22 protein-coding genes are annotated in these 23,748 nt (G+C 68.7%); 5 read left to right on the top strand and 17 right to left on the bottom strand.

Features of this window, described 5'->3' with window-relative positions:
- Positions 1-10 precede the first annotated feature (10 nt).
- Genes LEL84_RS01315 through thyX form a run of 3 tightly spaced genes read right to left on the bottom strand, consistent with a single transcriptional unit; the run spans position 11 to position 3,752 of the window.
- Positions 11-2,056: a ribonuclease J gene (locus LEL84_RS01315; RefSeq protein WP_226513117.1), complete on the bottom strand. Its 2,046-nt coding sequence runs from the start codon at positions 2,054-2,056 to the stop codon at positions 11-13.
- A complete protein-coding gene (gene dapA, locus LEL84_RS01310) occupies positions 2,056-2,961 on the bottom strand; it encodes a 4-hydroxy-tetrahydrodipicolinate synthase (RefSeq protein WP_137808707.1) in 906 nt (301 codons plus the stop codon). Before dapA ends, LEL84_RS01315 begins: the two co-directional genes overlap by 1 nt.
- Positions 2,962-2,999: 38 nt before the next feature.
- Positions 3,000-3,752 carry an FAD-dependent thymidylate synthase gene (thyX, locus tag LEL84_RS01305; RefSeq protein ID WP_226513116.1) on the bottom strand — a complete coding sequence of 251 codons (753 nt, stop codon included), beginning with the start codon at positions 3,750-3,752 and terminating at the stop codon, positions 3,000-3,002.
- Between the two features lie 144 nt (positions 3,753-3,896).
- Between thyX and LEL84_RS01300 the strand changes: the two genes are divergently transcribed.
- Positions 3,897-5,555 carry an alkaline phosphatase D family protein gene (locus tag LEL84_RS01300; RefSeq protein ID WP_226513115.1) on the top strand — a complete coding sequence of 553 codons (1,659 nt, stop codon included), beginning with the start codon at positions 3,897-3,899 and terminating at the stop codon, positions 5,553-5,555.
- Here LEL84_RS01300 and LEL84_RS01295 read toward each other — a convergent pair.
- The 4 genes from LEL84_RS01295 to LEL84_RS01280 all read right to left on the bottom strand — a co-directional run bounded on the left by LEL84_RS01295 (position 5,552) and on the right by LEL84_RS01280 (position 8,980).
- On the bottom strand, positions 5,552-6,331 hold the full coding sequence (locus tag LEL84_RS01295) for an HAD-IIB family hydrolase (RefSeq protein WP_137808704.1): 780 nt from the start codon (positions 6,329-6,331) through the stop codon (positions 5,552-5,554). The genes LEL84_RS01300 and LEL84_RS01295 overlap by 4 nt on opposite strands.
- A gap of 62 nt (positions 6,332-6,393) precedes the next feature.
- Positions 6,394-7,623, bottom strand: coding sequence for a winged helix-turn-helix domain-containing protein (locus tag LEL84_RS01290; protein WP_226513114.1), 1,230 nt, complete (start codon positions 7,621-7,623; stop codon positions 6,394-6,396).
- Complete coding sequence (locus LEL84_RS01285) at positions 7,623-8,150, bottom strand: dihydrofolate reductase (RefSeq protein ID WP_068969787.1); 528 nt, start codon at positions 8,148-8,150, stop codon at positions 7,623-7,625. The genes LEL84_RS01290 and LEL84_RS01285 overlap by 1 nt, the downstream gene beginning before the upstream one ends.
- Positions 8,147-8,980 (bottom strand): thymidylate synthase, encoded by an 834-nt coding sequence (locus LEL84_RS01280; protein ID WP_319005253.1) that lies wholly within the window; start codon positions 8,978-8,980, stop codon positions 8,147-8,149. Before LEL84_RS01280 ends, LEL84_RS01285 begins: the two co-directional genes overlap by 4 nt.
- A 108-nt stretch (positions 8,981-9,088) precedes the next feature.
- Here LEL84_RS01280 and LEL84_RS01275 point away from each other — a divergent pair, with 108 nt between their 5' ends.
- Positions 9,089-9,463, top strand: a complete 375-nt coding sequence (locus tag LEL84_RS01275; RefSeq protein ID WP_058250166.1) for an HNH endonuclease — start codon at positions 9,089-9,091, stop codon at positions 9,461-9,463.
- Here the strand turns inward: LEL84_RS01275 and LEL84_RS01270 are convergent, their stop codons facing one another.
- Positions 9,464-10,468 (bottom strand): AraC family transcriptional regulator, encoded by a 1,005-nt coding sequence (locus tag LEL84_RS01270; RefSeq protein WP_083229280.1) that lies wholly within the window; start codon positions 10,466-10,468, stop codon positions 9,464-9,466.
- A 121-nt stretch (positions 10,469-10,589) separates the two neighbouring features.
- Here LEL84_RS01270 and LEL84_RS01265 point away from each other — a divergent pair, with 121 nt between their 5' ends.
- On the top strand, positions 10,590-11,513 hold the full coding sequence (locus LEL84_RS01265) for an NAD(P)H-binding protein (protein WP_068969788.1): 924 nt from the start codon (positions 10,590-10,592) through the stop codon (positions 11,511-11,513).
- Here the strand turns inward: LEL84_RS01265 and nhaA are convergent.
- From nhaA to LEL84_RS01235, 6 genes are all read right to left on the bottom strand, one after another.
- Positions 11,498-12,820, bottom strand: a complete 1,323-nt coding sequence (nhaA, locus tag LEL84_RS01260) for a Na+/H+ antiporter NhaA (protein WP_068969789.1) — start codon at positions 12,818-12,820, stop codon at positions 11,498-11,500. The two genes, LEL84_RS01265 and nhaA, sit on opposite strands and share 16 nt — an antisense overlap.
- A gap of 130 nt (positions 12,821-12,950) precedes the next feature.
- The gene (locus tag LEL84_RS01255) at positions 12,951-14,357 is read right to left on the bottom strand and encodes an HNH endonuclease signature motif containing protein (protein WP_226513113.1); all 1,407 of its coding nucleotides are present in this window, start codon (positions 14,355-14,357) and stop codon (positions 12,951-12,953) included.
- Positions 14,358-14,505: 148 nt separating this feature from the next.
- On the bottom strand, positions 14,506-14,961 hold the full coding sequence (locus LEL84_RS01250; RefSeq protein ID WP_226513112.1) for a flavodoxin family protein: 456 nt from the start codon (positions 14,959-14,961) through the stop codon (positions 14,506-14,508).
- 4 nt (positions 14,962-14,965) lie between these two features.
- Complete coding sequence (locus tag LEL84_RS01245) at positions 14,966-15,505, bottom strand: hypothetical protein (RefSeq protein WP_065628941.1); 540 nt, start codon at positions 15,503-15,505, stop codon at positions 14,966-14,968.
- A gap of 2 nt (positions 15,506-15,507) precedes the next feature.
- Complete coding sequence (gene dapB / locus LEL84_RS01240; protein ID WP_058250146.1) at positions 15,508-16,257, bottom strand: 4-hydroxy-tetrahydrodipicolinate reductase; 750 nt, start codon at positions 16,255-16,257, stop codon at positions 15,508-15,510.
- A gap of 66 nt (positions 16,258-16,323) precedes the next feature.
- The gene (locus tag LEL84_RS01235; protein WP_058250145.1) at positions 16,324-16,806 is read right to left on the bottom strand and encodes an Lrp/AsnC family transcriptional regulator; all 483 of its coding nucleotides are present in this window, start codon (positions 16,804-16,806) and stop codon (positions 16,324-16,326) included.
- A gap of 146 nt (positions 16,807-16,952) precedes the next feature.
- Between LEL84_RS01235 and ald the strand changes: the two genes are divergently transcribed.
- A complete protein-coding gene (ald, locus tag LEL84_RS01230; protein WP_065628942.1) occupies positions 16,953-18,068 on the top strand; it encodes an alanine dehydrogenase in 1,116 nt (371 codons plus the stop codon).
- Here the strand turns inward: ald and LEL84_RS01225 are convergent, their stop codons facing one another.
- On the bottom strand, positions 18,069-18,845 hold the full coding sequence (locus LEL84_RS01225) for an NRDE family protein (protein WP_226513111.1): 777 nt from the start codon (positions 18,843-18,845) through the stop codon (positions 18,069-18,071).
- A 6-nt stretch (positions 18,846-18,851) separates the two neighbouring features.
- Positions 18,852-20,333 (bottom strand): putative nucleotidyltransferase substrate binding domain-containing protein, encoded by a 1,482-nt coding sequence (locus tag LEL84_RS01220; RefSeq protein WP_226513110.1) that lies wholly within the window; start codon positions 20,331-20,333, stop codon positions 18,852-18,854.
- Between the two features lie 136 nt (positions 20,334-20,469).
- Here LEL84_RS01220 and LEL84_RS01215 point away from each other — a divergent pair, with 136 nt between their 5' ends.
- Complete coding sequence (locus LEL84_RS01215) at positions 20,470-21,210, top strand: S1 family peptidase (RefSeq protein WP_226513109.1); 741 nt, start codon at positions 20,470-20,472, stop codon at positions 21,208-21,210.
- Between the two features lie 71 nt (positions 21,211-21,281).
- Here the strand turns inward: LEL84_RS01215 and LEL84_RS01210 are convergent, their stop codons facing one another.
- On the bottom strand, positions 21,282-23,585 hold the full coding sequence (locus tag LEL84_RS01210) for a polyribonucleotide nucleotidyltransferase (RefSeq protein ID WP_226513108.1): 2,304 nt from the start codon (positions 23,583-23,585) through the stop codon (positions 21,282-21,284).
- Between the last annotated feature and the right edge of the window lie 163 nt (positions 23,586-23,748).

Below are 23,748 nucleotides of genomic sequence, written 5' to 3'. Positions count from 1 at the left end.
TCGGCGCCGGTCAGTCCCCGACCGCGATGACCGTCGGCACGATCATCGGACGGCGACGATAGGCGGTCGACACCCAGCGCCCGACCGCACGGCGAATCCCCTGGGCGATCCGGTGTGTGTCGGAGACACCCTCGGCCGCCAGCGAATCCAGCGTCTGGTTGACGATGTTCGCCGCCTCCTTGAGCGCGTCCGGGTCGTCGGAGAAGCCGCGGCCGGAGACCTCGGGTGTGCTCACCGCACGGCCGGTGGTCACGTCCACGGCGACGGTGATGGCGATGAAGCCACCCTCCCCCAGCACGAGCCGTTCGGAGAGCGTCGACTCCCCCACGTCGCCGACCGAGAGGCCGTCGACGTAGACGTGCCCGACCGGAACCCGTCCGACGATGTCGGCGCGACCGTCGACGAGGTCGACCACCACGCCGTCCTCGGCGAGGACGACCCGGTCCTCGGGCACACCGGTCGCGACCGCGAGCGCGGCGTTGGCGCGCAGGTGCCGCCATTCGCCGTGCACGGGCATCGCATTCGAGGGGCGCACCGCGTTGTAGAGGTAGAGCAGCTCACCGGCCGAGGCGTGGCCCGAGACATGGACTTTCGCGCTCTGCTGGGTGATGACGGTCGCGCCGCGCTTGGCCAGCCCGTTGACGACGGCGAACACCGAGTTCTCGTTGCCGGGGATGAGCGAGGACGCCAGCACGACGAGGTCGTCGGCCCGGATGTTGATCTGCCGGTGCTCTCCGCGCGCCATCCGGGAGAGCGCGGACAGCGGCTCGCCCTGCGAGCCGGTGGAGATCAGCACGACGCGGTGGTCGGGCAGGGTTGCCGCGGTGTCGAGATCGACGACGACGCCGTCGGGTACCGAGAGGTAGCCGAGATCCTGCGCGATCTGCATGTTGCGCACCATCGAACGGCCGACGAAGGTGACCCGCCGATTGTGGGTGTGCGCCACGTCGATGATCTGCTGGATGCGATGGACGTGGCTCGCGAACGACGCCACGATGACCCGTTGTGTGGCCTTGCCGATGACCTGGTCGAGCACCCCGCCGATCTGACGTTCCGGGGTCACGAAACCGGGCACCTCGGCGTTGGTCGAGTCCACCAGGAACAGGTCGACGCCCTCATCGCCGAGGCGGCTGAACCCGGCGAGGTCGGTGAGGCGACCGTCGAGGGGCAGCTGGTCGAGCTTGATGTCGCCGGTGTGCAGCACAACGCCGGCGGGGGTCCGGATCGCGACGGCCAGGGCGTCCGGGATCGAGTGGTTGACGGCGAAGTACTCGCACTCGAACGGGCCGTGCGAGGTCTTCTGCCCTTCGACGACCTCGACGAGCTTGGGCCGCAGGCGATGCTCGCGACACTTGGCCTCGACCAGGGCGAGCGTGAACTTCGCGCCGATCACCGGGATGTCGCTGCGTAGCCGGAGCAGGAACGGCAGAGCGCCGATGTGGTCCTCGTGGCCGTGGGTAAGGATCACCGCGTCGACGTCGTCCATGCGGTCTTCGATGTAGCGGAAGTCCGGCAGGATCAGGTCGACGCCCGGTTGGGCGTCCTCGGGGAAGAGCACACCGCAGTCGACGATCAGCAGACGGCCGTTGTACTCGAAGACGGTCATGTTGCGGCCGATCTCGCCGATGCCGCCGAGCGCCACCACGCGCAGACCGCCCTTGGGCAGTCGGCGGGGTGTGCCCAGTCGGTCCACGGGGGCCGGGGTCGCCGGTTCGGGCCGGCGGCCGCCGCGGGCGTCGCCGCGCTCGTGGCGGGGGCGACGGGTGTTCGACGCGGGACTCGCCGGACGCTTGGCCGCATGCTTCGGCGAGTTCGCGTCGGACTTCGGCTCCGATGATCCGGTCCGCTCGGCTCGCGCGCGCCGGGGTTCCCGTGCCTTCGAGGTCACCTCGACGGGCTCGGCGGACGGGGTGGGCTCGGCGGGCGGGGTCGGCTCGGCGGGGGGCGGACTCGGCGGGCCGGCCTTGCGGGCGGCGGCCCGGCGTCGGGTCCGGGGGCGGACGGTGCCGGTGGTGTCGTTGCCGGTGTGGGGGCCGGTGGTGTCGTTGTCCGTCATCAGAGCAGCACACCCGCCGCGCGCAGATCCACGATCAGTTCCTCGATCTGCGCCGGGTTCGCGGGCACCTGCGGCAGGCGCGGGTCGCCGACCTCCAGCCCGAGGATGCGCAGTGCCGCCTTCACCATCGTGACCCCGCCGAGGCGCCCCATGGCGTTGACCAGCGGCAGCATCGAGGTGTTGATCGCGCGGGCGGTCGGCAGATCGCCCTTCTCGACAGCGATCTGCATGTCGCGCAGGCGATCCGGAACGAGGTGGCCGATGACGCTGACATAACCGGTCGCGCCGATCGACAGCCACGGCAGGTTGAGTGCGTCCTCGCCGGACAGGTACTCCAGGCTGGTGCTGGCGATCAGGCCGGCCGCCGAGTGCAGGTCGCCCTTGGCGTCCTTCACCCCGCGGATGTTGGGGTGTTCGGCCAGGGCGAGCATCGTCTCGTTCATGATCGGGACCACCGATCGCGGCGGGATGTCGTAGAGCAGCACCGGCAGCGCGGTGGCGTCGGCGACGGTCCGGAAGTGCGCGAGGAGCCCGGCCTGCGGCGGCTTCGAGTAGTACGGGGTCACCACGAGGAGCGCGTGCGCACCGATCTTCTCGGACTCGATCGCGAACCGGACGCTCTCGGCGGTGTCGTAACTGCCTGCGCCCTGGGTGATCCGGGCCCGGTCGCCCACCGCGTCGAGGACCACCCGCAGCAACTCGAGCTTCTCCGGCACGGTGGTGGTCGGCGATTCACCGGTGGTGCCGGACACGACCAGCCCGTCACATCCCTTGGCGACCAGATGGTCGGCGAGGACGGCGGCCTTGTCCAGATCGAGGCTTCCGTCCGGGCGGAAGGGGGTGACCATCGCAACCACGTTCGTCCCGAAGGGATGCTCGTGCAGCGGTTCCTGGACTGCGTTCATGGTGCTCAAGGCTACCGCCTCCCTGTTGGTGACGATCCTCACCCTTCCAGCACGAATGGTGAGGTGGCGACCTCGGTCCCGTCGGCCAGGGTGCCGATCTCGAAATCGCCGAACACGGTGGGCGCCACCCGCATCAACTGGCGTAGACACTCCACCGCGAGCTGGCGGATCTCGACGTCGGCGTGCTCGGTGGCGCGCATGCCGACGAAGTGCCGCCAGGCGCGATGGTTGCCGGTGACGACGATCTTTGTCTCGGTGGCGTTCGGCAGTACGGAGCGAGCGGCCTGACGTGCCTGTTTCCGACGCAGGATGGCGTTGGGGACGTCGGCGAACTTCCCCTCCAGCGCCGCGAGGAGCTCGGTGTAGGCCGCCCGGCTCGCGTCGGTCGCCGCGGTGAAGAGGTCCTCGAGCTCCGGGTCGCCCACGATCGCCGGCGGCGCCACGACGTTGGAGTCGTGCTCGGGCACGAACCGCTGGGACAGTTGCGAGTACGAGAAGTGACGGTGCCGGATCAGTTCGTGGGTGCACGAGCGGGAGATGCCGCTGATGTAGAACGTCACCGATGCGTGTTCGAGCAGCGACAGGTGCCCGACCTCGAGGATGTGCCGCAGGTAGCCGGCATTGGTGGCGGTACGCGGGTTCGGCTTGTCCCAGCTCTGGTAGCACGCCCGGCCGGCGAACTCGACCAACGCCTCACCGCCCTCGGCGTCGGTGCTCCACGGCACGTCTCCCGGCGGGGTGAACTGGGTCATCGCCACCATCTGCACCTTCAGCGGCACCAATTCGGACACGCATGTCTCCTGTCGTCCGTCGCGGCCACACGTCCGCGTGCCGCGCGGTATCCGATTCTCCCCCACCACGTGAGTACCGCACCGTCGGGCTCCGCCCGCGGTAGAGTCCCTGCAGGCGTGGGCGAGTACCCGGGGGTGGATGCGATGACGACGCGACGCGACTTCCTGCGCACGGGCGCGGTCGTGACCGGTGCGGCGCTCGCCTCCCCCGCCGTCGTCGCCCAGGGCGCGCCGCGGTCGCCCGGGCCCCCGTCGGCGGCAGTGTTCCGCCACGGCGTCGCGTCCGGCGACCCGCTCCCCGACGCCGTCGTCCTCTGGACCCGCATCACCCCGACCCCGGCTGCGACACCCGGTTCCGGCCTGGGGCCGGCGAGCCTCGTCCGCTGGGAGATCGCCCGGGACCCCGGCTTCGGCGCCGTCGTGGCCGCGGGCGAGGTGCGGACGTCCGCCGACTCCGACCACACCGTGAAGATCGACGCGTCGGGTCTGACGCCGCGCACCTGGTACCACTACCGCTTCGCGGTGCTGTCCGGACCCGCGACCGGCGCGGTGTCGCCCGTCGGTCGCACGTGCACCGCCCCCGCGACCGGTGCCGATGTCGCGAAGATCCGATTCGGCGTCGTGTCGTGTGCCAACTGGGAGGCCGGATACTTCGCCGCCTACCGGCATCTGGCCGCGCAGCCGGCACTCGACGCGGTGGTCCACCTGGGCGACTATTTCTACGAGTACGAGACCGGGCGGTACACCGGCAAGACCGGAACCGTCCGGCCGCACGACCCCCGCCACGAAATCATCACCCTGCGCGACTACCGGACACGCCACGCGCAGTACAAGACCGACCCCGATCTCGCCCGGCTGCACCGGGACCTGCCGTTCATCTGCATCTGGGACGACCACGAGTCGTCGAACGACTCGTGGTCGGGCGGGGCGGAGAACCATCAGGCGGGCGAGGGCTCCTGGGCCGCGCGGCGCACCGCCGCACTGCGCGCGTACGCCGAGTGGATGCCGATCCGCCCCGCCGTCGACACCGCGGGCCGGCACCTGTTCCGCAGGCTCCGCTTCGGCCGTCTGCTCGAATTGTCCATGCTGGATCTGCGCTCCTACCGCGACCTGCAGGTCAGCGCCCGGTCGGCGGCCATCGACGATCCCGCCCGCTCGATCCTCGGCCGGTCTCAGATGTCGTGGCTGACCAACGGACTCACGTCGTCGGAGACCCGCTGGAAGATCGTCGGCAACCCGGTGATGATCGCCCCGGTGCTGATCCCCCCGCTGGACCCGCAGACAACCGGCGCGGTCACCGCACTGCTCGGCATCCCGCGGGAGGGCATCCCGTACAACGCCGACCAGTGGGACGGTTACGCCGCCGATCGTCGACGTCTCCTCGAATCACTGCGCCGCAACCGCGTCGACAACGTCGTCTTCATCACCGGTGACATCCACTCGTCGTGGGCGTGCGACATCCCGGCCGACCCGGCGAACTATCCCGGCGGCGGGAGTGTCGCAACGGAATTGGTCGGCACCTCGATCACGTCGACCAACATCGACGACATGCTGAACGTGCCCGCCAACACCGCCGGGGTCGCGGTGTCCTCGGCCTTCGCGGCCACGAACCACCACGTGCGCTGGAGCGAGTTCGACGCGCACGGGTATTCGGTCCTGACCGTGACGCCGGCGGCGACGCAGATGGACTGGTACTTCGTGCACGACAAGACGGAGCCGCGCTCCGGCCAGTATTACGCGAGGTCTTACCGGGTCGCGAACGGCACCCAGCGGGTCGTACCGGCGGGCGGGCCGGTCGACTAGCTGCCCGTCTCGACCTGATCCAGCAGCGCCGACAGCTTCGCGTGGGTGTCGGGCCAGCCGTGGACGGCGATAGACGTGATGCCCAGAGCCTTGACCGGGTAGTCGTTGCCGCCCTCGTCGAGCCGGTCGCCGAAGAACAGGATGTCGCTGGTGCTGAGGCCGAGGATGTCCATCAACTTCAGTGCGCCGTAAGCTTTGTCGATGCCCTTCTTGGTGACGTCCACCGACGTCGACCCGCCGCTGCGCACCTCGAGGTCGGGAAGTCGCTCGGCGGCGTAGGCACGCAGGGACTCTTTCTTCGCTCCGTCGGGGTCCCAGGCCGCCTTCGCGTCGACGGGCGCCTTCTGCCCCAGCGCGCTGAAGGTGATCTGGCTGCCGCGGTCCTCGAGGATGTCACCCCACGTCTCGCTCTCCCACAGACCCAGTTCTTTGGCGCCGGTCTCGAGCACGTCGAGCGTGCGCTGCTTCTCGTCGTCGGTGAGGAACTCCGCGTAGACCGTCTCCCAGTCGTTCCCGGACCACCGCACGTACTGCGTTCCGCACGTCGGCATGAGGTGGAGGTTGGCGACGCTGTCGAAGTTGCCGAGCCGCGCGAGAACCTGCTTCTCGAACTGGGTGAAGTTGCCGCCGGAGATGATGCAGCCCAGGCTCACGTCGAGCATCCGCCGCAACAGATCGACCATCTGGTCGTCGAGCGGGCTCTTCGACGGGGCCAAGGTGTCGTCGAGATCGAACATCACCAATCGGTAGTCGTTGCCCTCATACGACACGGTCATCGCTTCGTCTCCCATCGCTGTCGTGAACTTTCGATCCTCAGCATCGCATCACTCGGGGTGAGTCACGCGACGTGCAGCACCCGTTGAAGGTCGGGCGCCAGGTCGCCGCGTCCCGACACGACGACATCGTCGAGGTCCTGCCAGCCGGCGAAGCTCCGCAGATCCGCGGACAGCCGTTCGGCGACGAGGCCTCGGGAACGACCCGGCTCGCAGTAGGCCCCGAGCACCTGCAGGGTGCGGTTCTTGCGGTCGGCCTTCAGGTCCACGCGCGCGGCGACGTCGGTGCCCAGCAGATACGGCAGCACGTAATAGCCGTGCACGCGTTTGTGTTCGGGCACATAGATCTCGATACGGTAGTGGAAGTCGAAGAGTCGTTCGGCGCGGGGGCGGAAGAACACGAGCGGGTCGAACGGCGACAGGATCGCCGAGGCGTCGACGCGCCGCGGGATAGCCGCGCCGGCGGCCAGGTAGGCCGGGTCGCGCCAGCCGTCCACGGAGATCTCCTGCAGCACACCATCTTCGACGAGTTCGGCGACCGCCGGCCGCGCGTCGGCCGGCCGGAGCCGGTAGTAGTCGGCCAGATCGGCCACGGTGGCGACACCGAGCGCCTGGGCGGCACGGCTGACGAGTTCACGGTGCGCCTGCCCACGGTCGGGTCGCAGCGCGACGATGTCCGCGCCGACGATCCGTTCGGTGAGGTCGTAGTGCCGCACGAAGTTCCCGTTGCGGACCGCCGACAGGTCACCGGCGGCGAACATGGCCTCGCACAGGTGCTTCACCTCGCCCCGCTGCCACCAGCTCCCGGCTGCACCGGGTTCACGTTCGATGCCCAGTTCCGCTTCGATGGCACGGGGCGTGGTCGCGCCGACCACCTCGATCACAGCCCGGACGTCGGCGACCAGAGAACGGTTGCGACGCATCACATCTCGCGTGTGCCGATACCGACCGTCGGCGAAGTCGTCCATCCGCCATCGGAAGAGGGGCCAGTCGTTCACCGGGATCAGCGCGGCTTCGTGGGCCCAGTACTCGACGAGCAGCCGCCGACCGCGTCCGGGCTGCCACGCGGCGCGGTGCAACAGGTCGGGATCGTAGGCACCCAGGCGAGAGAACAGCGGCATGAAGTGCGCACGCGCGGCAATGTTGACCGAGTCCATCTGCAGCAGCCGCGTCCGGCCGACGACGCGCTTCAGGTGTGCCATGGTGGGCGCGGCGGCGGGCCGACGGTCGGTGAAACCCTGTGCGGCGAGCGCGATTCGACGCGCCTGTGCGATCGAGAGACGATCCGGCGCCATCAGCCCTGCCGAGCGCGCCGATAGTCGACGAAGCGGTACCCGATGCCGCTCGTCGAGGTCTGCCACTCACCGCGATGTGCCAAAGCCCACTCGTCGGTGATCTCCGGGGCGAACGCGTCGGCACCGTCGATCTCGACGTCGATCTCCGTGACACACAGTTCAGTGGCGAATTCCATTGCCAAGCGGTAGATCTCGCCGCCGCCGATGATTCCGATCCGTTCGCCACCGGCCAGCTCGAGCGCCTCGGCGACCGATCCCACGACCGAGGCGCCGTCGGCCGACCACCCCGCGTCGCGGGTGACGACCACATTGGCGCGACCGGGCAGCGGCCGAAATCGCGGCGGCAGCGAATCCCATGTCTTGCGGCCCATGACAACCGGGTGCCCGACCGTCAGTTCCTTGAACCGTGCCACATCTTCGGGGACCCGCCACGGGATCGTGTTGTCCCGGCCGATCGCCCCGCCGCGTCCCTGCGCCCAGACCAGGCGCACCTCACGCGAGCCCTCCCCCGCGAGGTCGGACGTCACACCGCCACCGGGGCTTTGATCCCGGGATGGGACCGGTAGTCGACGATGGCGATGTCGTCGTACTCGTAGTCGAAGATCGAATTCCGCTTGCGCAGTTCGAGTTTCGGGTACGGGTACGGGTCGCGTGACAGTTGCAACGTCACCTGCTCGACGTGGTTGTCGTAGATGTGGCAGTCGCCGCCGGTCCACACGAACTCGCCGACCTCGAGGCCCGCCTGTTGGGCCATCATGTGCGTCAGCAGCGCATACGACGCGATGTTGAACGGCACGCCGAGGAACAGGTCGGCGCTGCGCTGGTACAGCTGGCACGACAGCTTGCCGTCGGCGACGTAGAACTGGAAGAACGCGTGGCAAGGCGGCAGTGCCATCTGCGGGATCTCCCCCACGTTCCATGCGGACACGATGTTCCGGCGCGAATCGGGGTTGGTCTTGAGCAGGTCGAGGGCGGCCGCGATCTGGTCGATGTGCTCGCCGGACGGGGTCGGCCAGCTCCGCCATTGCACGCCGTAGACGGGTCCGAGTTCACCGTTCTCGTCGGCCCACTCGTCCCAGATCGAGACCCCGCGCTCCTGCAGCCATCGGACGTTGGAGTCGCCGCGCAGGAACCACAGCAACTCGAAGACGATCGACTTCAGATGCACCTTCTTGGTGGTGATCAGCGGGAAACCCTCGGCGAGGTCGTAGCGCAATTGCCTGCCGAAGAGGCTGCGCGTCCCGGTGCCGGTGCGGTCGGCCTTCGGCGTCCCGGTCTCCATGACGAGGCTCAGCAGGTCCTCGTACGGAGTCGGGATGGTCCCGGTCGATGACATGTCGCGGATGGCCGTGCTCACGGGTGCCAGTCTAGGCAAAGCACCAGTCGCACCGCCGGGCGCACGACACGACCCCGACTCGGCCTGTGACGGCTGTGACTCGTGTGATCCGAGCGGTAGGCTCCTCCCGTGGCCACCCGCAGCACCACCCGCGCCAATCGGTACGCCAAGCGTCGTCGCAAGCGTGTCGCGGCCCGCGACAACGACCTCACCGACGCCCAGTGGCTCGCGCTGCAGGAGGCCTGGGGTGGGTGCGCGTACTGCGGCGCGGTGGGCGTCGCCCTCCAGCGTGACTGCATGTTGGCCATCTCCCGCGGCGGCCGGTACACCGTCGCCAACGTCGTGCCGTGCTGCGGTTCGTGCAATGCGAGCAAGTGCAATTCCGAGGTCACGACGTGGATGCGGCGTAAGAAGCTGGATGAGAAGGCGTTCCTGGTCCGGCAGTTCGAGGTGAGCCGCGCGCTCGCCGCCGCCGTTGACCCGGCCGCCGGCCAGGACGAGTGATCAGCCGGCCCGCGCCACGCGTCGCACTCGGCCGGGTGTGGACCCGTTGACCCGCTTGAACGCCCGGCTGAACGCCGCCTCGGACGAGTAACCGAGCGCGCCCGCCACCGACGCGACAGACGCATCCGGGTCTCGGAGGCGATCCGCCGCCACATACATCCGCCACCGGGTGACGTACTGCATTGCCGGCTCGCCGACGACGGCGGTGAACCGGGCTGCGAACGTCGACCGCGACATCGCGCATTCACGGGCCAGTCGTTCGACGCTCCACTCCGCCGCTGGATCGCGATGGACCGCGGCGACCGCACGCCCGAGTTGCGGATCGGCGAGAGCCCCGAGCCAGCCGGTGCGGGTGCCCTCCGCGTCCTGCAACCACGATCGGATCGCGTGGATGACGATGATGTCGGACAACCGGGTGATGACCGCCTCCCCACCGGGTCGGAGTTCGCCGGCCTCGTCGATCACGATGCGCATGAGGTCGCGCAGCCACGAGCTGCTTGCACCCGCACGGGGATCAGCGGCGCGGATGGCGAGGATCGGCGGCAGCATCGACGTCAGCGACCGTGCCGAGGGATGGTCGAAACGGACGACGGCACAGATCAGGACCGAGCGTTCGGGCCCGTCGCCGCCATGTCGCAGGATGGCATACCGATCGCTCAGGTAGTCGTGCGGCAGATCCGTGACGACCGGGGCGAACATCGCCTCGCCGTCGCCGCGGACGACGTGCGATCGGCCGTGCGGCACGACGACGAGATCTCCCGGCGCGAATCGCAGCGACTCTCCGTCCGGCGCGGACAACCGCAGCGACCCCGACACGACGAGGTGCACGCACAGACAGTCCTCCCAGACCGGCATGGTCAGCGCCCAGGGCTCGGTGAGCTCCGACCGGCAGTAGAAGGCACCGTTCAGACGGAAGAAGTGCAGGGCCTCCCCGAGGGGGTCGGGGCTGTGGAACGGGTCCGGGTGACTGCCGTCGGGTCTGCGCACCCGTCCATGATCGGTCATCGTGATCCGATCGTCTGCCGTTTCGGACGATTGAGCATGCATTGCGGACTGTGAGCGCTGTTTCGTCCGGCAACTCCGCTTCACTCTGGACATACGACATCGAACGATTCAGGAGGTCCTCATGTACACAATCCTCGGGGCAACAGGCACCGTCGGCGCACAGGTCACCACCCGCCTGCTCGACGCCGGACACCGGGTTCGGGCGGTCGGGCGTTCTTCTGAGCGGCTCGACGCCCTCGCTCGGCTCGGTGCCGACACCGCGGTAGCCGACACCACCGATTCGTCCGCGCTCGCCACCGCCATGCGCGACTCGGACGCGGTGTTCGTGATGCAACCCGTGGATCACACCGCCGCCGACCACCTCACCTCGCAGCGGACGATGACCGACGCGATCGTCCGCGCCCTCCGCGAGTCCGGTGTGCCGCGTGTGGTCGCGCTCAGCAGCGTCGGCGCCGAGATCAGCTCCGGCACCGGATTTCTGGCCGGTCTGCACATCCTGGAGCAGCGGCTGGCGGAGTTGTCCGGCGTCGAGGTGCTCGCTCTGCGTGCCGGCTGGTTCTACGACAACGCCCGCTCCTACCTCCCGCTCATGCAGAATGCGGGCATCGTCGCGGACTCGCTGGATCCGCATGTCGCCGTTCCGATGGTCGCCACGCGGGACATCGCCGCGGCAGCGGTGGATGCGCTGACCGGAACAGGCTGGGGCGGTGGACATCTGAGCCGGGAGATCCTGGGTCCGGTGAACGTCGACCAGGCCACCGTGACGGCCGCGTTGGGACGTGCCTTCGGCCTTCCGAAGCTGCGGTATGAGCGCTTGTCCGACGACGACATGGTCGCGACGCTCGTCGACGAGGCCGGATTCAGTCCCGATGTCGCAGGCCATCATGTGGGCATGACACGGGCCATCAACGACGGCCGGGTCGTCGGCCGACGTCCGGGGACCACGGTGCTCACCGGGCCGACGACCATCGCCGACTACGTCACAGGCCTGGCGGCAGCCGCGATGGCGACGACCTCGAGTCCCACCGATCAGCTGTCCCGCTGATAGACATCCGGGATGCCGTCGTGATCGTCGTCCCGGGACTCGTCTTCGGCGACCCGGCGATAGTGGCGGTTGCGCATCCGCAAGATGACCGCCGCGGCCGAGGCGGCCGTCAGCGAACCGACCAGGACACCGATCTTGACGTACTCCGCGCGGTCGGATTCCGGGTCGTACGCGAGGTCGCCGATGAGCAGCGAGACCGTGAAGCCGATGCCGGCGAGCATGGCCACACCGGTCACGTCGATCCATCGGATGCTGGCGTCGAGGGTGGCGCGCGTGAACCGGGCGAGAAGTGCGGTGGTGCCGACGATGCCCACCGTCTTGCCGACCACCAGACCGAAGATGATGCCCAGCGCAACGGGATTCGTGAGCGCCTCGCGGAGGCCGCTGAGACCACCGATGGTGACGCCGGCGGCAAAGAAGGCGAACACCGGGATGGCGAAGCCGGCCGAGATGGGCCGGATTCGGTGTTCGAAGTGTTCTGCCAGGCAATGCCGGGTGTCCGTCTCGTCGCCCCCGGCCCGACGGAGCACTGGGACCGTGAAGCCGAGGACGACGCCGGCGACGGTGGCGTGGACCCCGGACTCGTGGACGAATGTCCACGTGAGGGCCGCCAATGGGAGCAGGAGCCACCACGAGGTGACCCGCCGCTGCACGAGAAAGGCGAACGCCGCGAGTGGGATCAGGGCCAGGGCCAGCGCTGCGCCGTTGATGGAGTCGGTGTAGAAGACCGCGATCACGGTGATGGCCAGCAGGTCGTCCACGACGGCCAGGGTGAGCAGGAAGGTACGCAGTGCGGCGGGCAGATGCGTCGAGATCACGGCCAGCACCGCGACCGCGAACGCGATGTCGGTGGCGGTGGGAATGGCCCAGCCCTGCACGGCTCCATCCCCCGCCCGCATGGTGACCGCAACGAAGATGAGTGCGGGAACAGCCATTCCACCGACCGCCGCGGCAATGGGCAGCGCGGCCCGCGCGGGGTCGCGGAGGTCGCCGGCGACGAACTCGCGCTTCAGCTCCAGACCGACGACGAAGAAGAAGATGGCAAGGAGACCGTCGGCAGCCCAGGTCGCGAGGGACAGGTCGAGGTGCAGACCGAGCGCGTCGGACCCCACATGGATGTCGCCGAGGCCGAAGTAGGCGGCCGACCACGGCGAGTTGGCCCATACAAGGGCTACGACCGCGGCGACGAGCAGCAGCATGCCGCCGATGGTTTCGCGCCGGAAGATGTCGGCGATGCGGGAAGCTTCGGGCCAAGAGCCGCGCGAGAAGAGCGTCGGGGTGGCCCGACGTGAGTCGGTGTCAGTCATGGTGCGTACGGAGTCCTTCGTCGGGTGGGCTACGTACGCGTCGTGGCCGCCCCATCGTGCGGGGCTCACCGTCAACGCGCAGCCGACCAGACTTCCCGGCACACCGCGTGTCAGTCTAACAGCTAGGCGCTTACGCGGCCCTTTGCACAGCGGGCTGGGAGCGAGTTGCGTTGCGTGCCTTCCACTCCCACACCGCGTAGAGCACCTCGGTGGTGTACCCCAGGTCCATTCGACCACCGCCGATCGGCACCGTCGCATCTACCCCGATTCGTTGATCGGGTCGCCACCCGTCCGGTTTCGACGTCGGTGGCGCCACCTCGATCTCAGTGCCGTCCGAGCGATGAAACGTGAATTGCTGCAACCCATGTGCGGTGATCGAGAACTCGCCCCGATGCAGCGAGCGGTGACACGACCCACACAACAAGATCAGATTGTCCGGATCGGTCCGCCCACCCGCCGACCAGAACCGCACATGATGGGCATGCAGATGACGCGTCCGTCCACACCCCGGCACCTGACAACACCGATCCCGCACGAACAACGCCCGCACCAACGCCTTGTTCGGCGCCCGCTTCCGACGACCCACCCCCAACAACGCCAGCTTCCCCGGCTGCCCGGGAACCCTGCGGCTCACCACATCCCGCGTCGACGCACCACACCGGGCTTCGTCCACCTCAGCCTCCGACAACGCCGGCCCATCATCGAGATGAGCCGACTCCACACCCTCACCGGCATGGATCAAGATCTCCGCGCCCGGAGCAAGATCGGGCATCGCGATCCCCTCATGCACCATGTCGGCCATCGCCACCACCGCCGGCGCCACATTCGACGGCACGTGCCGCCACAGATCCCGACGCCGCGACGGAATAGCCTCCGATTCCTGCCCCGAATCCTTAGGTGCCGAACCGGCGTCAGTGTTCCGCGGAACACTCTCCAACGTCGGTAGATCTCGGTCGTCGCGGGTCCGGGTGCGTTCATATTCCGCCCGCACCGTCCCAGCGAGGAACCGCGCACCATCCAACGGACTCAACGTCAACGACACCGACAACGACCCGTCATCGTTCCACTTCCACCGGCCCGTCGACTCCACCGGCGGCCGGCCCTCGTCTTCGACGCCACGGTTGCGGTCGATCCGGCCCATCGCCCGCACCGCCCGATCCAATTGACTCGCCGTGCACGACAACGCCAGATTCACCAACTCCTGCTCACGTTCAGGCGTGGCCACTCGCGTCAACGCGCGGACCTTCGAATACGACAGCCGACCTTCGCGAAACGCCGTGCGGATCGCCGGCAATGCTCGTATCGCCTTGGCGACCCTCACCTGCTCATGCGCCGTTCGCGGTGCAATGCCGGCCTTCCACGACAACCAGTGCGCCAGCGAATGAATCCCCGGCCCCCGCCACGACTCCCGCCCATCCAGTTCTGCCACCAGTTCCAGGAAGTCCGCTGTCAGAGCCGTGATCTGAGCCGCATACCCCAGCACCCGAGCCTCGAGCACCTCATCCGACAGCGACTCAGGATCCGCACCATCGAACATCGACGACGCATCTCCACCGCAACGAAAAGCACTGACCCCCAACGCAACCCCCTGAACCGAGCGAGAAGTACAGGAACAAGGTATCGCCAGGCACCGACAATTCCTCGAGCCTCAACCCGAGGTCACGAGTGTTCCGCGGAACACTCGTTCATCCCTCCATCAACCCCGCTGCCACCGTCGCACCCAACTCCCAGCACGCTTCGCGGTCGTCCTTGCCCGGGGCGCCCGAGACGATGACGTACTCGGCGGTCTTGGTCCAGCCGAGGCCGGAGGTGATCGAATCGACCGCTCGCACAGCTCCTTCGGTGCCCTGGTTGCCGTGCATGTACAGCCCGAACGGCCGACCCTGAGTCGAGTCGAGGATCTGGTAGTAGCTCACGTCGAACGCGTGTTTCAGTGCGCCGCTGATGTATCCGAGGTTGGCGGGCGTGCCGAGGAGGTAACCGTCGGCGTCGAGGAAGTCGGAGGCGGTGACGGCGAGCGCCGCGCGTCGGATCACCTCGACGCCTTCGATCTCGGGGTCGGTAGCACCGGACACGACTGCCTCGAACATCTCCTGGCATGCCGGTGACGGGGTGTGGTGGACGATGAGCAGCCGGCTCATCGGTCTACTGCTCCCGGCCGTGGTACTGGGCGACAGCCCGTTTCATCATCGAGCGGGCACGGGTGCGGTCGCCGGCGTAGTCGTAGGCACGGGCGATGCGGTAGGTGTTGCGCCAGTCGCTCGGGTCGGCCTCCCATTCGGCCTTCACCTGGGCGAAGAGCTCGTCGGCCGCGTCGCGCTCCATCCGGCCCGATGCGCGGTGCGGCAGGTTCGAGATGTCGAGTTCACGTCCCTCGTCGGCCATGATGGCGGCGAGTTTCTGGTGCTCGAGGCCCGCCCGCAGCGTCGCGTAGACCAGCCACGCCCCGATCAGCGGCAGCGCGATCACGCCCAGACCGAGACCGATCCCGGCGGCCGACCCAGAGGCGATCAGCTGGAAGCCACGCCATCCGAGCAGAACGAAGTACACGATGAGCGCCACGACGAGGAATGCGATCATCCAGACGATCGGACGGGAGTCCTTCTTCCGCGGACCGAGTCGGGGTGCGCCGCCCTCGGTGTCGTCGTCGTGGGCTGGTTCGTTCGGCGGGCCGGAGGAGGTCATCGTCAGAGGTCCATCAGTTCTTCGAGCCCGATCGTGAGCCCGGGACGGCCGGCGATGCTCCGCACGCCCAGGAGCACTCCGGGTGCGAACGACGCCCGGTCGAGGGAGTCGTGCCGGATGGTCAGCGTCTCGCCTTCGGTGCCGAGCAGCACCTCCTGATGTGCCACGAGTCCCGCGAGGCGCACCGAGTGGACACGTACGTCGTCGACGACCGCGCCGCGGGCGCCGTCGAGTTCCTCGGTCGTGGCATCGGGACTGCGTCCGACACCGGCCTCGGCCCGCGCGCGCCCGATCAGCTCTGCCGTCCGATAGGCGGTTCCCGACGGCGCGTCGGCCTTGTGCGGGTGATGCAACTCGATGACCTCGACCGAGTCGTAGTACTTGGCGGCCTGGGCGGCGAAACGCATGGACAGCACCGCGCCGATCGCGAAGTTGGGTGCGATGAGGACGCCGACGCCGGGGTTCTCCGACAACCAGCCGCGGACGGTGTCGAGGCGTTCCTCGGTGAATCCGGTGGTCCCGACGACGGCGTGAATTCCGTTGGCGATGAGGAACTTCAGGTTGTCCATGACCACATCGGGATGGGTGAAGTCGACGACGACCTGGGTCTCGGTGTCGGTGAAGAACTCGAGTGAGTCACCTTTGTCGACGCCCACGGTGTAGGTGAGGTCGTCGGCATTCTCGACCGCCGCGACGATCGCCTGCCCGACCTTGCCCTGGCTGCCCAGGACGCCCACCTTGATCCCGCTCATGTCCACCTCTTCGTGTCGTGTCCTGCCGGCCGAGTCGCTGCCGGGCCAGTCTAGTGGCGTCTCTCCTCAGAAGATCGGGGCACCGCCGCGGCGGTGTTCGAACACCAGCGACGTGGTGGTTCCGGCGACCTCCGGCCGGCCGTTGAGTCGTTCGACGAACTGGCGCAGCGCCTCGGTGTCGGCGGCGGCGACATGCAGCAGGTAGTCGTCGGTGCCGGCGAGGAAGAACACGTCGATCACCTCGTCGTGGGTGGCGATCTCGCCGACGAAGCGCCGGATCTGACCGCGCGCGTCGGACTGCAGACTGACGGCGACCATGGCACGCAGCGGGCGCCCCAGCGCCGCCGGGTCCACGTCGGCGAAGAAGCCGCGGATGATGCCGAGGTCGACGAGCCGACGCAGGCGGCCGTGGCAGGTCGACGCGGCGATGCCGACGCGCTGCGCCAGTTCGCTGTTCGGCATCCGCGCATCGGACTGCAGCAGGCGGAGCAGCTCCCGGTCCGTCGCGTCGAGTTCACCGGCCCGAACATCCTTCGGTGTGGTGGCCATCGCGCCCTCCGTCCTCACACGATCGTCGGCAGACCGAGCTGCACGAGAATATTCTTCCGCACGATTGTGCCATGGCCGATGTTCCTTCACGCTGAAAACCAGTTCATCGAGGAACGTTCAGGAGACCACAACCCGACGGAGTCATCATGCGCATCGGCATCCCTACCGAGATCAAGAATCACGAATACCGCGTGGCCATCACCCCCGCCGGCGTCGCCGAACTCCACCAGCGCGGCCACGACGTGATCGTCCAGGCCGGCGCGGGCGAGGGATCCGCCATTGCCGACAACGACTTCAAGGCCGCCGGTGCACAGATCCTGGGAACCGCCGCCGCGGTCTGGGAGCAGGCCGAACTACTGCTGAAGGTCAAGGAACCGATCGCCTCGGAGTTCGCGCTGATGCGCCGGGATCAGACGCTGTTCACCTACCTGCACCTGGCCGCCGGCAGGGCCTGCACCGACGCGTTGCTGGCGTCGGGCATCACCTCCATCGCCTACGAGATGGTCCGGACCGCCGACGGCGCGCTCCCGTTGCTGGCCCCGATGAGCGAGGTCGCCGGACGCCTCGCACCGCAGGTGGGTGCCTATCACCTGATGCGTTCGGCGGGCGGTCGGGGCGTACTCATGGGTGGCGTGCCGGGAACCGAGCCCGCCGACGTGGTCGTTCTCGGCGGTGGCGTCAGCGGCGTGAACGCGGCGCAGATCGCGCTCGGCATGGGCGCCCAGGTCACCGTCTTCGACATCGACATCGCCAAACTCCGATCGATCGACGCCCGCTTCGGCGGCCGCGTCCACACCCGGTACAGCACGGCCCTGGCGGTCGAGGAGGCGGTCGTCGGTGCCGACCTCGTCATCGGAGCCGTCCTCGTGCCGGGCGCCAAGGCACCGGTCCTCGTCTCGAACGGCACGGTCGCCCAGATGAAGCCGGGCGCGGTGCTCGTCGACGTCGCGATCGACCAGGGCGGCTGCTTCGAGGACTCTCGACCCACCACCCACGACGACCCGACCTTCGCCGTCCACGACACCGTCTTCTACTGCGTCGCGAACATGCCTGGCAACGTCGCGCGTACGTCGACACAGGCGCTCACCGGTGCGACCCTCCCCTACGTCCTCCGGCTGGCCGACTCGGGAACGGAGCAGGCGTGCGCAGCCGACCCGGCACTCGCCTCGGGACTGAGCACGCGGCAAGGTCAACTGTTCACCGCCGAGGTCGGCGCCGCACTCGACCTGGACGTGTCGCCGAACCCCTTCGCGCACAACTGATCAGAACGTCAGCGTGGTGGTTCCGCGGCGTCGGCCCCGCCAGCCGTAGCGGCGCTCGGTCATCGATCCGTGGCCGTCGTACCCGACGCGCAGCAGGGTCGATGCCCGGGTGCCGTACCCGGAGATGTTGATGAACATCGGCGACAGCGCCGCCTCGGCCTCGGGTCCGACGCCGGTGTCGGGCAGACGCGTCGGGTCCGGCCGATCCTGGTCGGCCAGCATGGCGAAGTAGGACTCGTCCGGAGACCCAGCCGACCCGCCGCCGTCTGCCTCGACCAGACCACTCAACGCCGCCGCGCCGTCGACGACCTTAGGCCAGTCGTTGTCCAGGGCGCCGTTGGACAGACCGTGCACGCCGTCGGCCACCCGCTCGGCGCGCGGTTCCGGCCAGTTGGTCATCCACCACAGCTCGTCCCGATCGGCGACGAGCAGATTCACCGGATCGTACGCCGCCGCATCGTCGAGGACCCGGTGAGCGTACACCTTCGGGTCGTCGTCGCCGATCAGATAGTCCACGGGAAGCTGTCCGCGCGAACGGATTCCGGCCCGTCGAGCCGGCCCGACCCGGACGTTCGTGACCATGGCCACCCGGTCGGGGACCTCGGCCGAGACAGCCATCCACGTACCGCCGGCGACGGCATCGCGACCGCCGAGGATCGGCAGGTCGTCCCAGTGCGACAGCGCGAAGGTGCGGCGACGGTGCTGCTCGTCCCGATTGGCGGCCACGATCAACCGCTGAGTGGGGTGCGCGTTCCACGCAAAAAGGATCAGGCACATCGGGATTCAGGTCACCTGCTCGGGTCCGGGAAGAAGTCGGCTCATGGTCGACATGCGGCGCTGCACTCCGGCGATCTCGCGGACCGCTTGCCCGAGCAGGCTGCGGTCCAGCGGGGACAACTGCCTGACATCGAACCGATCGCCGGGCGGATCACCGTTGTCGAACTGTGCGACCTGATATCGCAGCCGAACGCGCTGCAGCACCTCGAAGACCTCGATGAGCGTCGACGCCTGATCGGTCGGCAGCATCTCGCTGCCGGACGCCGCGCGCAGACGGCCGCGGGTGTCGACGTCGGTCGAACCCACACTGACCGCGGCCCACCGCGCGATGTTGACGAGCGGTGTCACCGCATGCCCCTTGATGTCGACGATGTTGCCCCGACCGGTCAACACATCCCGCCGGGACCGCAACCGGGCCCGCGTCGAAAGGGTTTCGGCCAGCAGCAGATTCATCGTCCGCGGGTCGCGCCGCAACCCGGCGATCATCGCGACCGCAGGCGTCGCCGACACCGCGGCGCGCCCGCGGACAGGCCGGCCGTCGAGCATCAGCGATGTGAAGATCATGCCCTTGCCGGCGAGCGGATCATCGATCCACGCTCGCGCCGCCGTCTGCCACTGCGTGTGGGTCCGCGCGAACAGCGGCTTCGACGCGACGGCGCCGTTGTCGTCGACCCGCAGTCCCGCGTTCCGCAACACCTCGTCGACCTCACCGAAGGCTGCCCGATAGCGTTCGATCTCGCCGCCGGCCGAATCGTCGAAGGAGACAGCCGAATCCACGTCCGAGCTCAGCACCGGTTCCCGACGGGCGTTGCTGCCCAGCGACAACCAGGTGAACGCCGCGGGATCGAGTTCGGGATGTGCGGTCAGGACGACATCGAGCGCGCGACCGACGACCGCGTCGACGATCATGGACGCCGCGCGCGAGATCTCGTACGGCGGTCGGTCCCGGCGAACCTGGTCGGCCACGAACTGCGGCAGCCTGCGCGCATGCCCCTGCAGCTCCTCGACGTCGATCGAACGTCGGATCTGTTCGCGCAGCGGGATGCCCGCACCGACGGGGTCGGCGACGAAATCCCCCGCCCCGACGACACCGATCACCTCGCCGTCGGCGCCACGGACGGGGACGATCGCCAGATCGCGGTCGACGAGCTCGGTCAGCACGTCCATCGACGCCGCACCGGCATCGACGACGAACGCCGGTTCCGTGACGATCTCCCCGACCGAGGTGTCGACGCTGCGGCCGGCCGCGACCACCTCGGCCCGGATGTCGCCGTCGGTCAGCACGCCGAAGCTCCGGTCCGGCAGCGGGATCACCACGTAGTCCTGTCCGCGCTCGGTCATCAACGCGGCCGCCTGGCGGACGGTCATGTCGGCCCGGCCGATCACCGGTGCGGTGCGGAGCAGTTCGGCCACGGCGCTCGCCGCCGAGATCCCGCCGGCGTCCCGACGCCGCGCCACCGTCAGCTGCGGCTTCTCCTCACCGGCCATGTCTGCAGAGTCTAGGCGGGCCCGGGGTCTGCGAAGACCGTCGGCCGGTCGAATGATTCGGAGTCCGGCCGGCACACCGCGGGGCCCGGGTTCGGCTCGAAGGGAGCAGACACCCTCTCGGAGCAAAGGACCCCCGATGATCAAGCCGCACGTCGCCGCCGCGACCACCCTGCTGGCCGCTCTGGCCGTGGCAATGGGCACGACCGCCCCCGCAGCCGCCATCACGCCCGAGTACGCCGACACACTCACCGCCGGCCAGGGCATCCTGATCGGCGACGGCCTGTGTTCCATCGGGTTCTTCGGGACCAACGCCGACGGTGACCGTCTCGCCGTCACGGCCGGGCACTGCGCCGAGGGCGTCGGCGACGAGGTCACCACCACCGACGGCGAGACGATCGGTGAGGTCGTGGACTGGCAGGACGACGGCGGCACCCCCGACGGGTCGATCACGCTCGCCGATCCCCGCGGTTACACCGTCATCGCGATCGAGGACGACTGGGAGGTGGACCCCGTCTTCGCGACGGCGGCCGACCCCGAGGTCGGCGAACCGGTCGCCAAGACCGGCGAACGCACCGGGACGACCGTCGGCACCGTGACCGCCCTGCTGCATCAGGACGCCGCGCCCGAGCATCGTCTCGTCAACGCCGAACTCGTCGTCCTCGGCGGGGATTCGGGTTCACCGTGGTACCAGCAGACCCGTGGCGGACGGTATGTCCTCGTCGGGATCTCCTCGAGCGGCAACTTCGGCACGCAGAACCCCGACCAGGCGATCTCGACGGCCCAGACCATCGAGGGCCTCTACGAGCAGATCGCCGGCTCCGGGTCGGCGTGGACCGACGGCTTCGAGATCAGCTTCGACACCGCCGAGCGATCCTGACGGCGGCTTCGAGACGACACCGGGGCCCGCCGTCCGCAATGGACGACGGGCCCCGGTGGGTCGTACTCAGATCAGGCGTCGGCCTTCACCGCGTCATCCTTGGCCGCGTCGGGGGCGGGGGCGTCGGCCTTGTCGGCGTCGTCGTCGACCGGGACGAGGCTGATCTTGCCGCGCTCGTCGATGTCGGCGATCTCGACGCGGAGCTTGGAGCCCACGTTGACCACGTCCTCGACCTTGTTGATGCGCTTGCCCTTGCCGAGCTTCGAGATGTGCACGAGGCCGTCGCGACCCGGGAGCAGCGACACGAAGGCGCCGAACGCGGTGGTCTTGACGACGGTGCCCAGGAAGCGCTCCCCGACCTTGGGCAGCTGCGGGTTGGCGATCGCGTTGATGCGGTCGATCGCCGCCTGCGCGGACGGGCCGTCGGCCGCGCCGACGAACACGGTGCCGTCGTCCTCGATCGAGACGTTGGCGCCGGTCTCCTCGGTGATGCCGTTGATCGTCTTGCCCTTCGGGCCGATCAGCTCGCCGATCTTGTCCATCGGGATCTTGATGGTGGTGATCCGCGGCGCGAACGGGCTCATCTCGTCGGGCTCGTCGATGGCCTCGGCCATGACGTCGAGGATGGTCAGTCGGGCGTCCTTGGCCTGGCTGAGCGCACCCGCGAGCACCTGCGACGGGATGCCGTCGAGCTTGGTGTCGAGCTGCAGGGCGGTCACGAAGTCCTTCGTGCCCGCGACCTTGAAGTCCATGTCGCCGAACGCATCCTCGGCGCCGAGGATGTCGGTCAGTGCGACATAACGGGTTTCGCCGTCGACGGTGTCGGAGACGAGGCCCATGGCGATACCGGCGACCGGGGCGCGCAGCGGCACACCGGCATTGAGCAGCGACATGGTCGACGCACAGACCGAGCCCATCGAGGTCGAACCGTTGGAGCTCAGTGCCTCGGACACCTGGCGGATCGCGTACGGGAAGTCCTCGACGCTCGGCAGCACCGGCATCAGGGCACGCTCGGCGAGCGCACCGTGGCCGATCTCGCGACGCTTGGGCGATCCGACGCGACCGGTCTCACCGGTCGAGTACGGCGGGAAGTTGTAGTGGTGCATGTACCGCTTGGACGTCTCGGGTCCGAGCGAGTCGATCTGCTGCGCCATCTTGACCATGTCGAGTGTGGTGACACCCATGATCTGGGTCTCGCCGCGCTCGAACAGCGCACTGCCGTGGGCGCGCGGGATGATCGCGACCTCGGCCGAGAGGGCACGGATGTCGGTGATGCCGCGGCCGTCGATGCGGAAGTGGTCGGTCAGGATGCGCTGCCGGACGAGCTTCTTGGTCAGCGACCGGTAGGCCCCGCCGATCTCCTTCTCGCGGCCCGCGAACTGCTCACCGAGCTGCTCGAGGACGTCGGCCTTGAGCTCGTCGGTCTTGTCGTCGCGCTCCTGCTTGCCGGCGATCGTCAGGATCTCCGACAGGCGATCGGTGGCGGCGGCCGCCACGGCGTCGTAGGCATCCGACTGGTACGCCGGGTACAGCGGGAACTCGGCGGTCTCCTTGGCCGCGGCGGCGGCCAGGGACTTCTGCGCCTCGCAGAGGCGGGCGATGAACGGCTTGGCGGCTTCGAGGCCCTCGGCGACGATCGCCTCGGTCGGTGCCTGCGCGCCGCCGGCGATGAGGTCGATGACGTTGTCGGTGGCCTCGGCCTCGACCATCATGATCGCGACGTCGGCGCTGTCACCGGAGCCGGCGACGATCCGGCCCGCGACGACCATGTCGAACACGGCGCCCTCGAGCTGCTCGACGGTCGGGAACGCCACCCACTGGCCGGCCTTGTTCTCCTCGGTCGGGATGAGCGCGACACGCACGCCACCGACCGGACCGGAGAACGGGAGACCCGCGAGCTGGGTGGAGGCGGACGCGGCGTTGATCGCGACGACGTCGTAGAGGTCGTTCGGGTTCAGCGAGAGGACGGTCACGACGACCTGGATCTCGTTGCGGAGACCGTCGACGAACGACGGGCGCAGCGGACGGTCGATGAGGCGGCAGGTCAGGATCGCGTCGGTCGACGGACGACCCTCGCGACGGAAGAACGATCCGGGGATGCGGCCGGCGGCGTACATCCGTTCCTCGACGTCCACGGTCAGCGGGAAGAAGTCGAAGTGCTCCTTCGGGTGCTTCGACGCCGCGGTGGTCGAGAGCAGCATGTTCTCGTCGTCGAGGTAGGCGGTCACCGAACCGGCGGTCTGCAGCGCGAGGCGTCCGGTCTCGAACCGGATCGTGCGGGTGCCGAAGCTCCCGTTGTCGATGACGGCGGTCGCCTCGGTGATCGCGTCGTCGTAGTCGTCGGCGAAGTCTTCGGTGGTGTTCACATCTGTCATGTGGGGTGGAATCCCTTCGTAGCGGCTGCCGGTGGCGGCCGTCTGACGCGGCCACGAGAAGGTGGCCGCTTGTGCGGTTGGGGGTGGCCTTCGCGGAGGTGCGCAGCACGAACTCACGTGTCACGTCGAGCGGGCTCGCACAGGAGCGCACGCGCGGATCGGA

Origin of the sequence: Gordonia sp. WA4-43, from assembly GCF_020520305.1 — a bacterium.
GTDB classification, from domain to species: domain Bacteria; phylum Actinomycetota; class Actinomycetes; order Mycobacteriales; family Mycobacteriaceae; genus Gordonia; species Gordonia hongkongensis.
The sequence above is the reverse complement of the archived record's forward strand: the minus strand, read 5'-3'. Positions and strand labels throughout refer to the sequence as shown.

Coding starts and splice junctions, on each gene's coding strand:
- LEL84_RS01220 (WP_226513110.1), bottom strand. CDS start 20,333: ATGGCCGGTGAGGAGAAGCCGCAGCTGACGGTGGCGCGGCGTCGGGAC.
- LEL84_RS01315 (WP_226513117.1), bottom strand. CDS start 2,056: ATGACGGACAACGACACCACCGGCCCCCACACCGGCAACGACACCACC.
- LEL84_RS01295 (WP_137808704.1), bottom strand. CDS start 6,331: ATGACCGTGTCGTATGAGGGCAACGACTACCGATTGGTGATGTTCGAT.
- dapB (WP_058250146.1), bottom strand. CDS start 16,257: ATGAGCGGGATCAAGGTGGGCGTCCTGGGCAGCCAGGGCAAGGTCGGG.
- LEL84_RS01225 (WP_226513111.1), bottom strand. CDS start 18,845: ATGTGCCTGATCCTTTTTGCGTGGAACGCGCACCCCACTCAGCGGTTG.
- dapA (WP_137808707.1), bottom strand. CDS start 2,961: ATGAACGCAGTCCAGGAACCGCTGCACGAGCATCCCTTCGGGACGAAC.
- LEL84_RS01265 (WP_068969788.1), top strand. CDS start 10,590: ATGTACACAATCCTCGGGGCAACAGGCACCGTCGGCGCACAGGTCACC.
- LEL84_RS01215 (WP_226513109.1), top strand. CDS start 20,470: ATGATCAAGCCGCACGTCGCCGCCGCGACCACCCTGCTGGCCGCTCTG.
- LEL84_RS01250 (WP_226513112.1), bottom strand. CDS start 14,961: ATGAGCCGGCTGCTCATCGTCCACCACACCCCGTCACCGGCATGCCAG.
- LEL84_RS01300 (WP_226513115.1), top strand. CDS start 3,897: ATGACGACGCGACGCGACTTCCTGCGCACGGGCGCGGTCGTGACCGGT.
- nhaA (WP_068969789.1), bottom strand. CDS start 12,820: ATGACTGACACCGACTCACGTCGGGCCACCCCGACGCTCTTCTCGCGC.
- LEL84_RS01255 (WP_226513113.1), bottom strand. CDS start 14,357: ATGTTCGATGGTGCGGATCCTGAGTCGCTGTCGGATGAGGTGCTCGAG.
- LEL84_RS01270 (WP_083229280.1), bottom strand. CDS start 10,468: ATGACCGATCATGGACGGGTGCGCAGACCCGACGGCAGTCACCCGGAC.
- LEL84_RS01235 (WP_058250145.1), bottom strand. CDS start 16,806: ATGGCCACCACACCGAAGGATGTTCGGGCCGGTGAACTCGACGCGACG.
- LEL84_RS01245 (WP_065628941.1), bottom strand. CDS start 15,505: ATGACCTCCTCCGGCCCGCCGAACGAACCAGCCCACGACGACGACACC.
- LEL84_RS01210 (WP_226513108.1), bottom strand. CDS start 23,585: ATGACAGATGTGAACACCACCGAAGACTTCGCCGACGACTACGACGAC.
- LEL84_RS01290 (WP_226513114.1), bottom strand. CDS start 7,623: ATGGCGCCGGATCGTCTCTCGATCGCACAGGCGCGTCGAATCGCGCTC.
- ald (WP_065628942.1), top strand. CDS start 16,953: ATGCGCATCGGCATCCCTACCGAGATCAAGAATCACGAATACCGCGTG.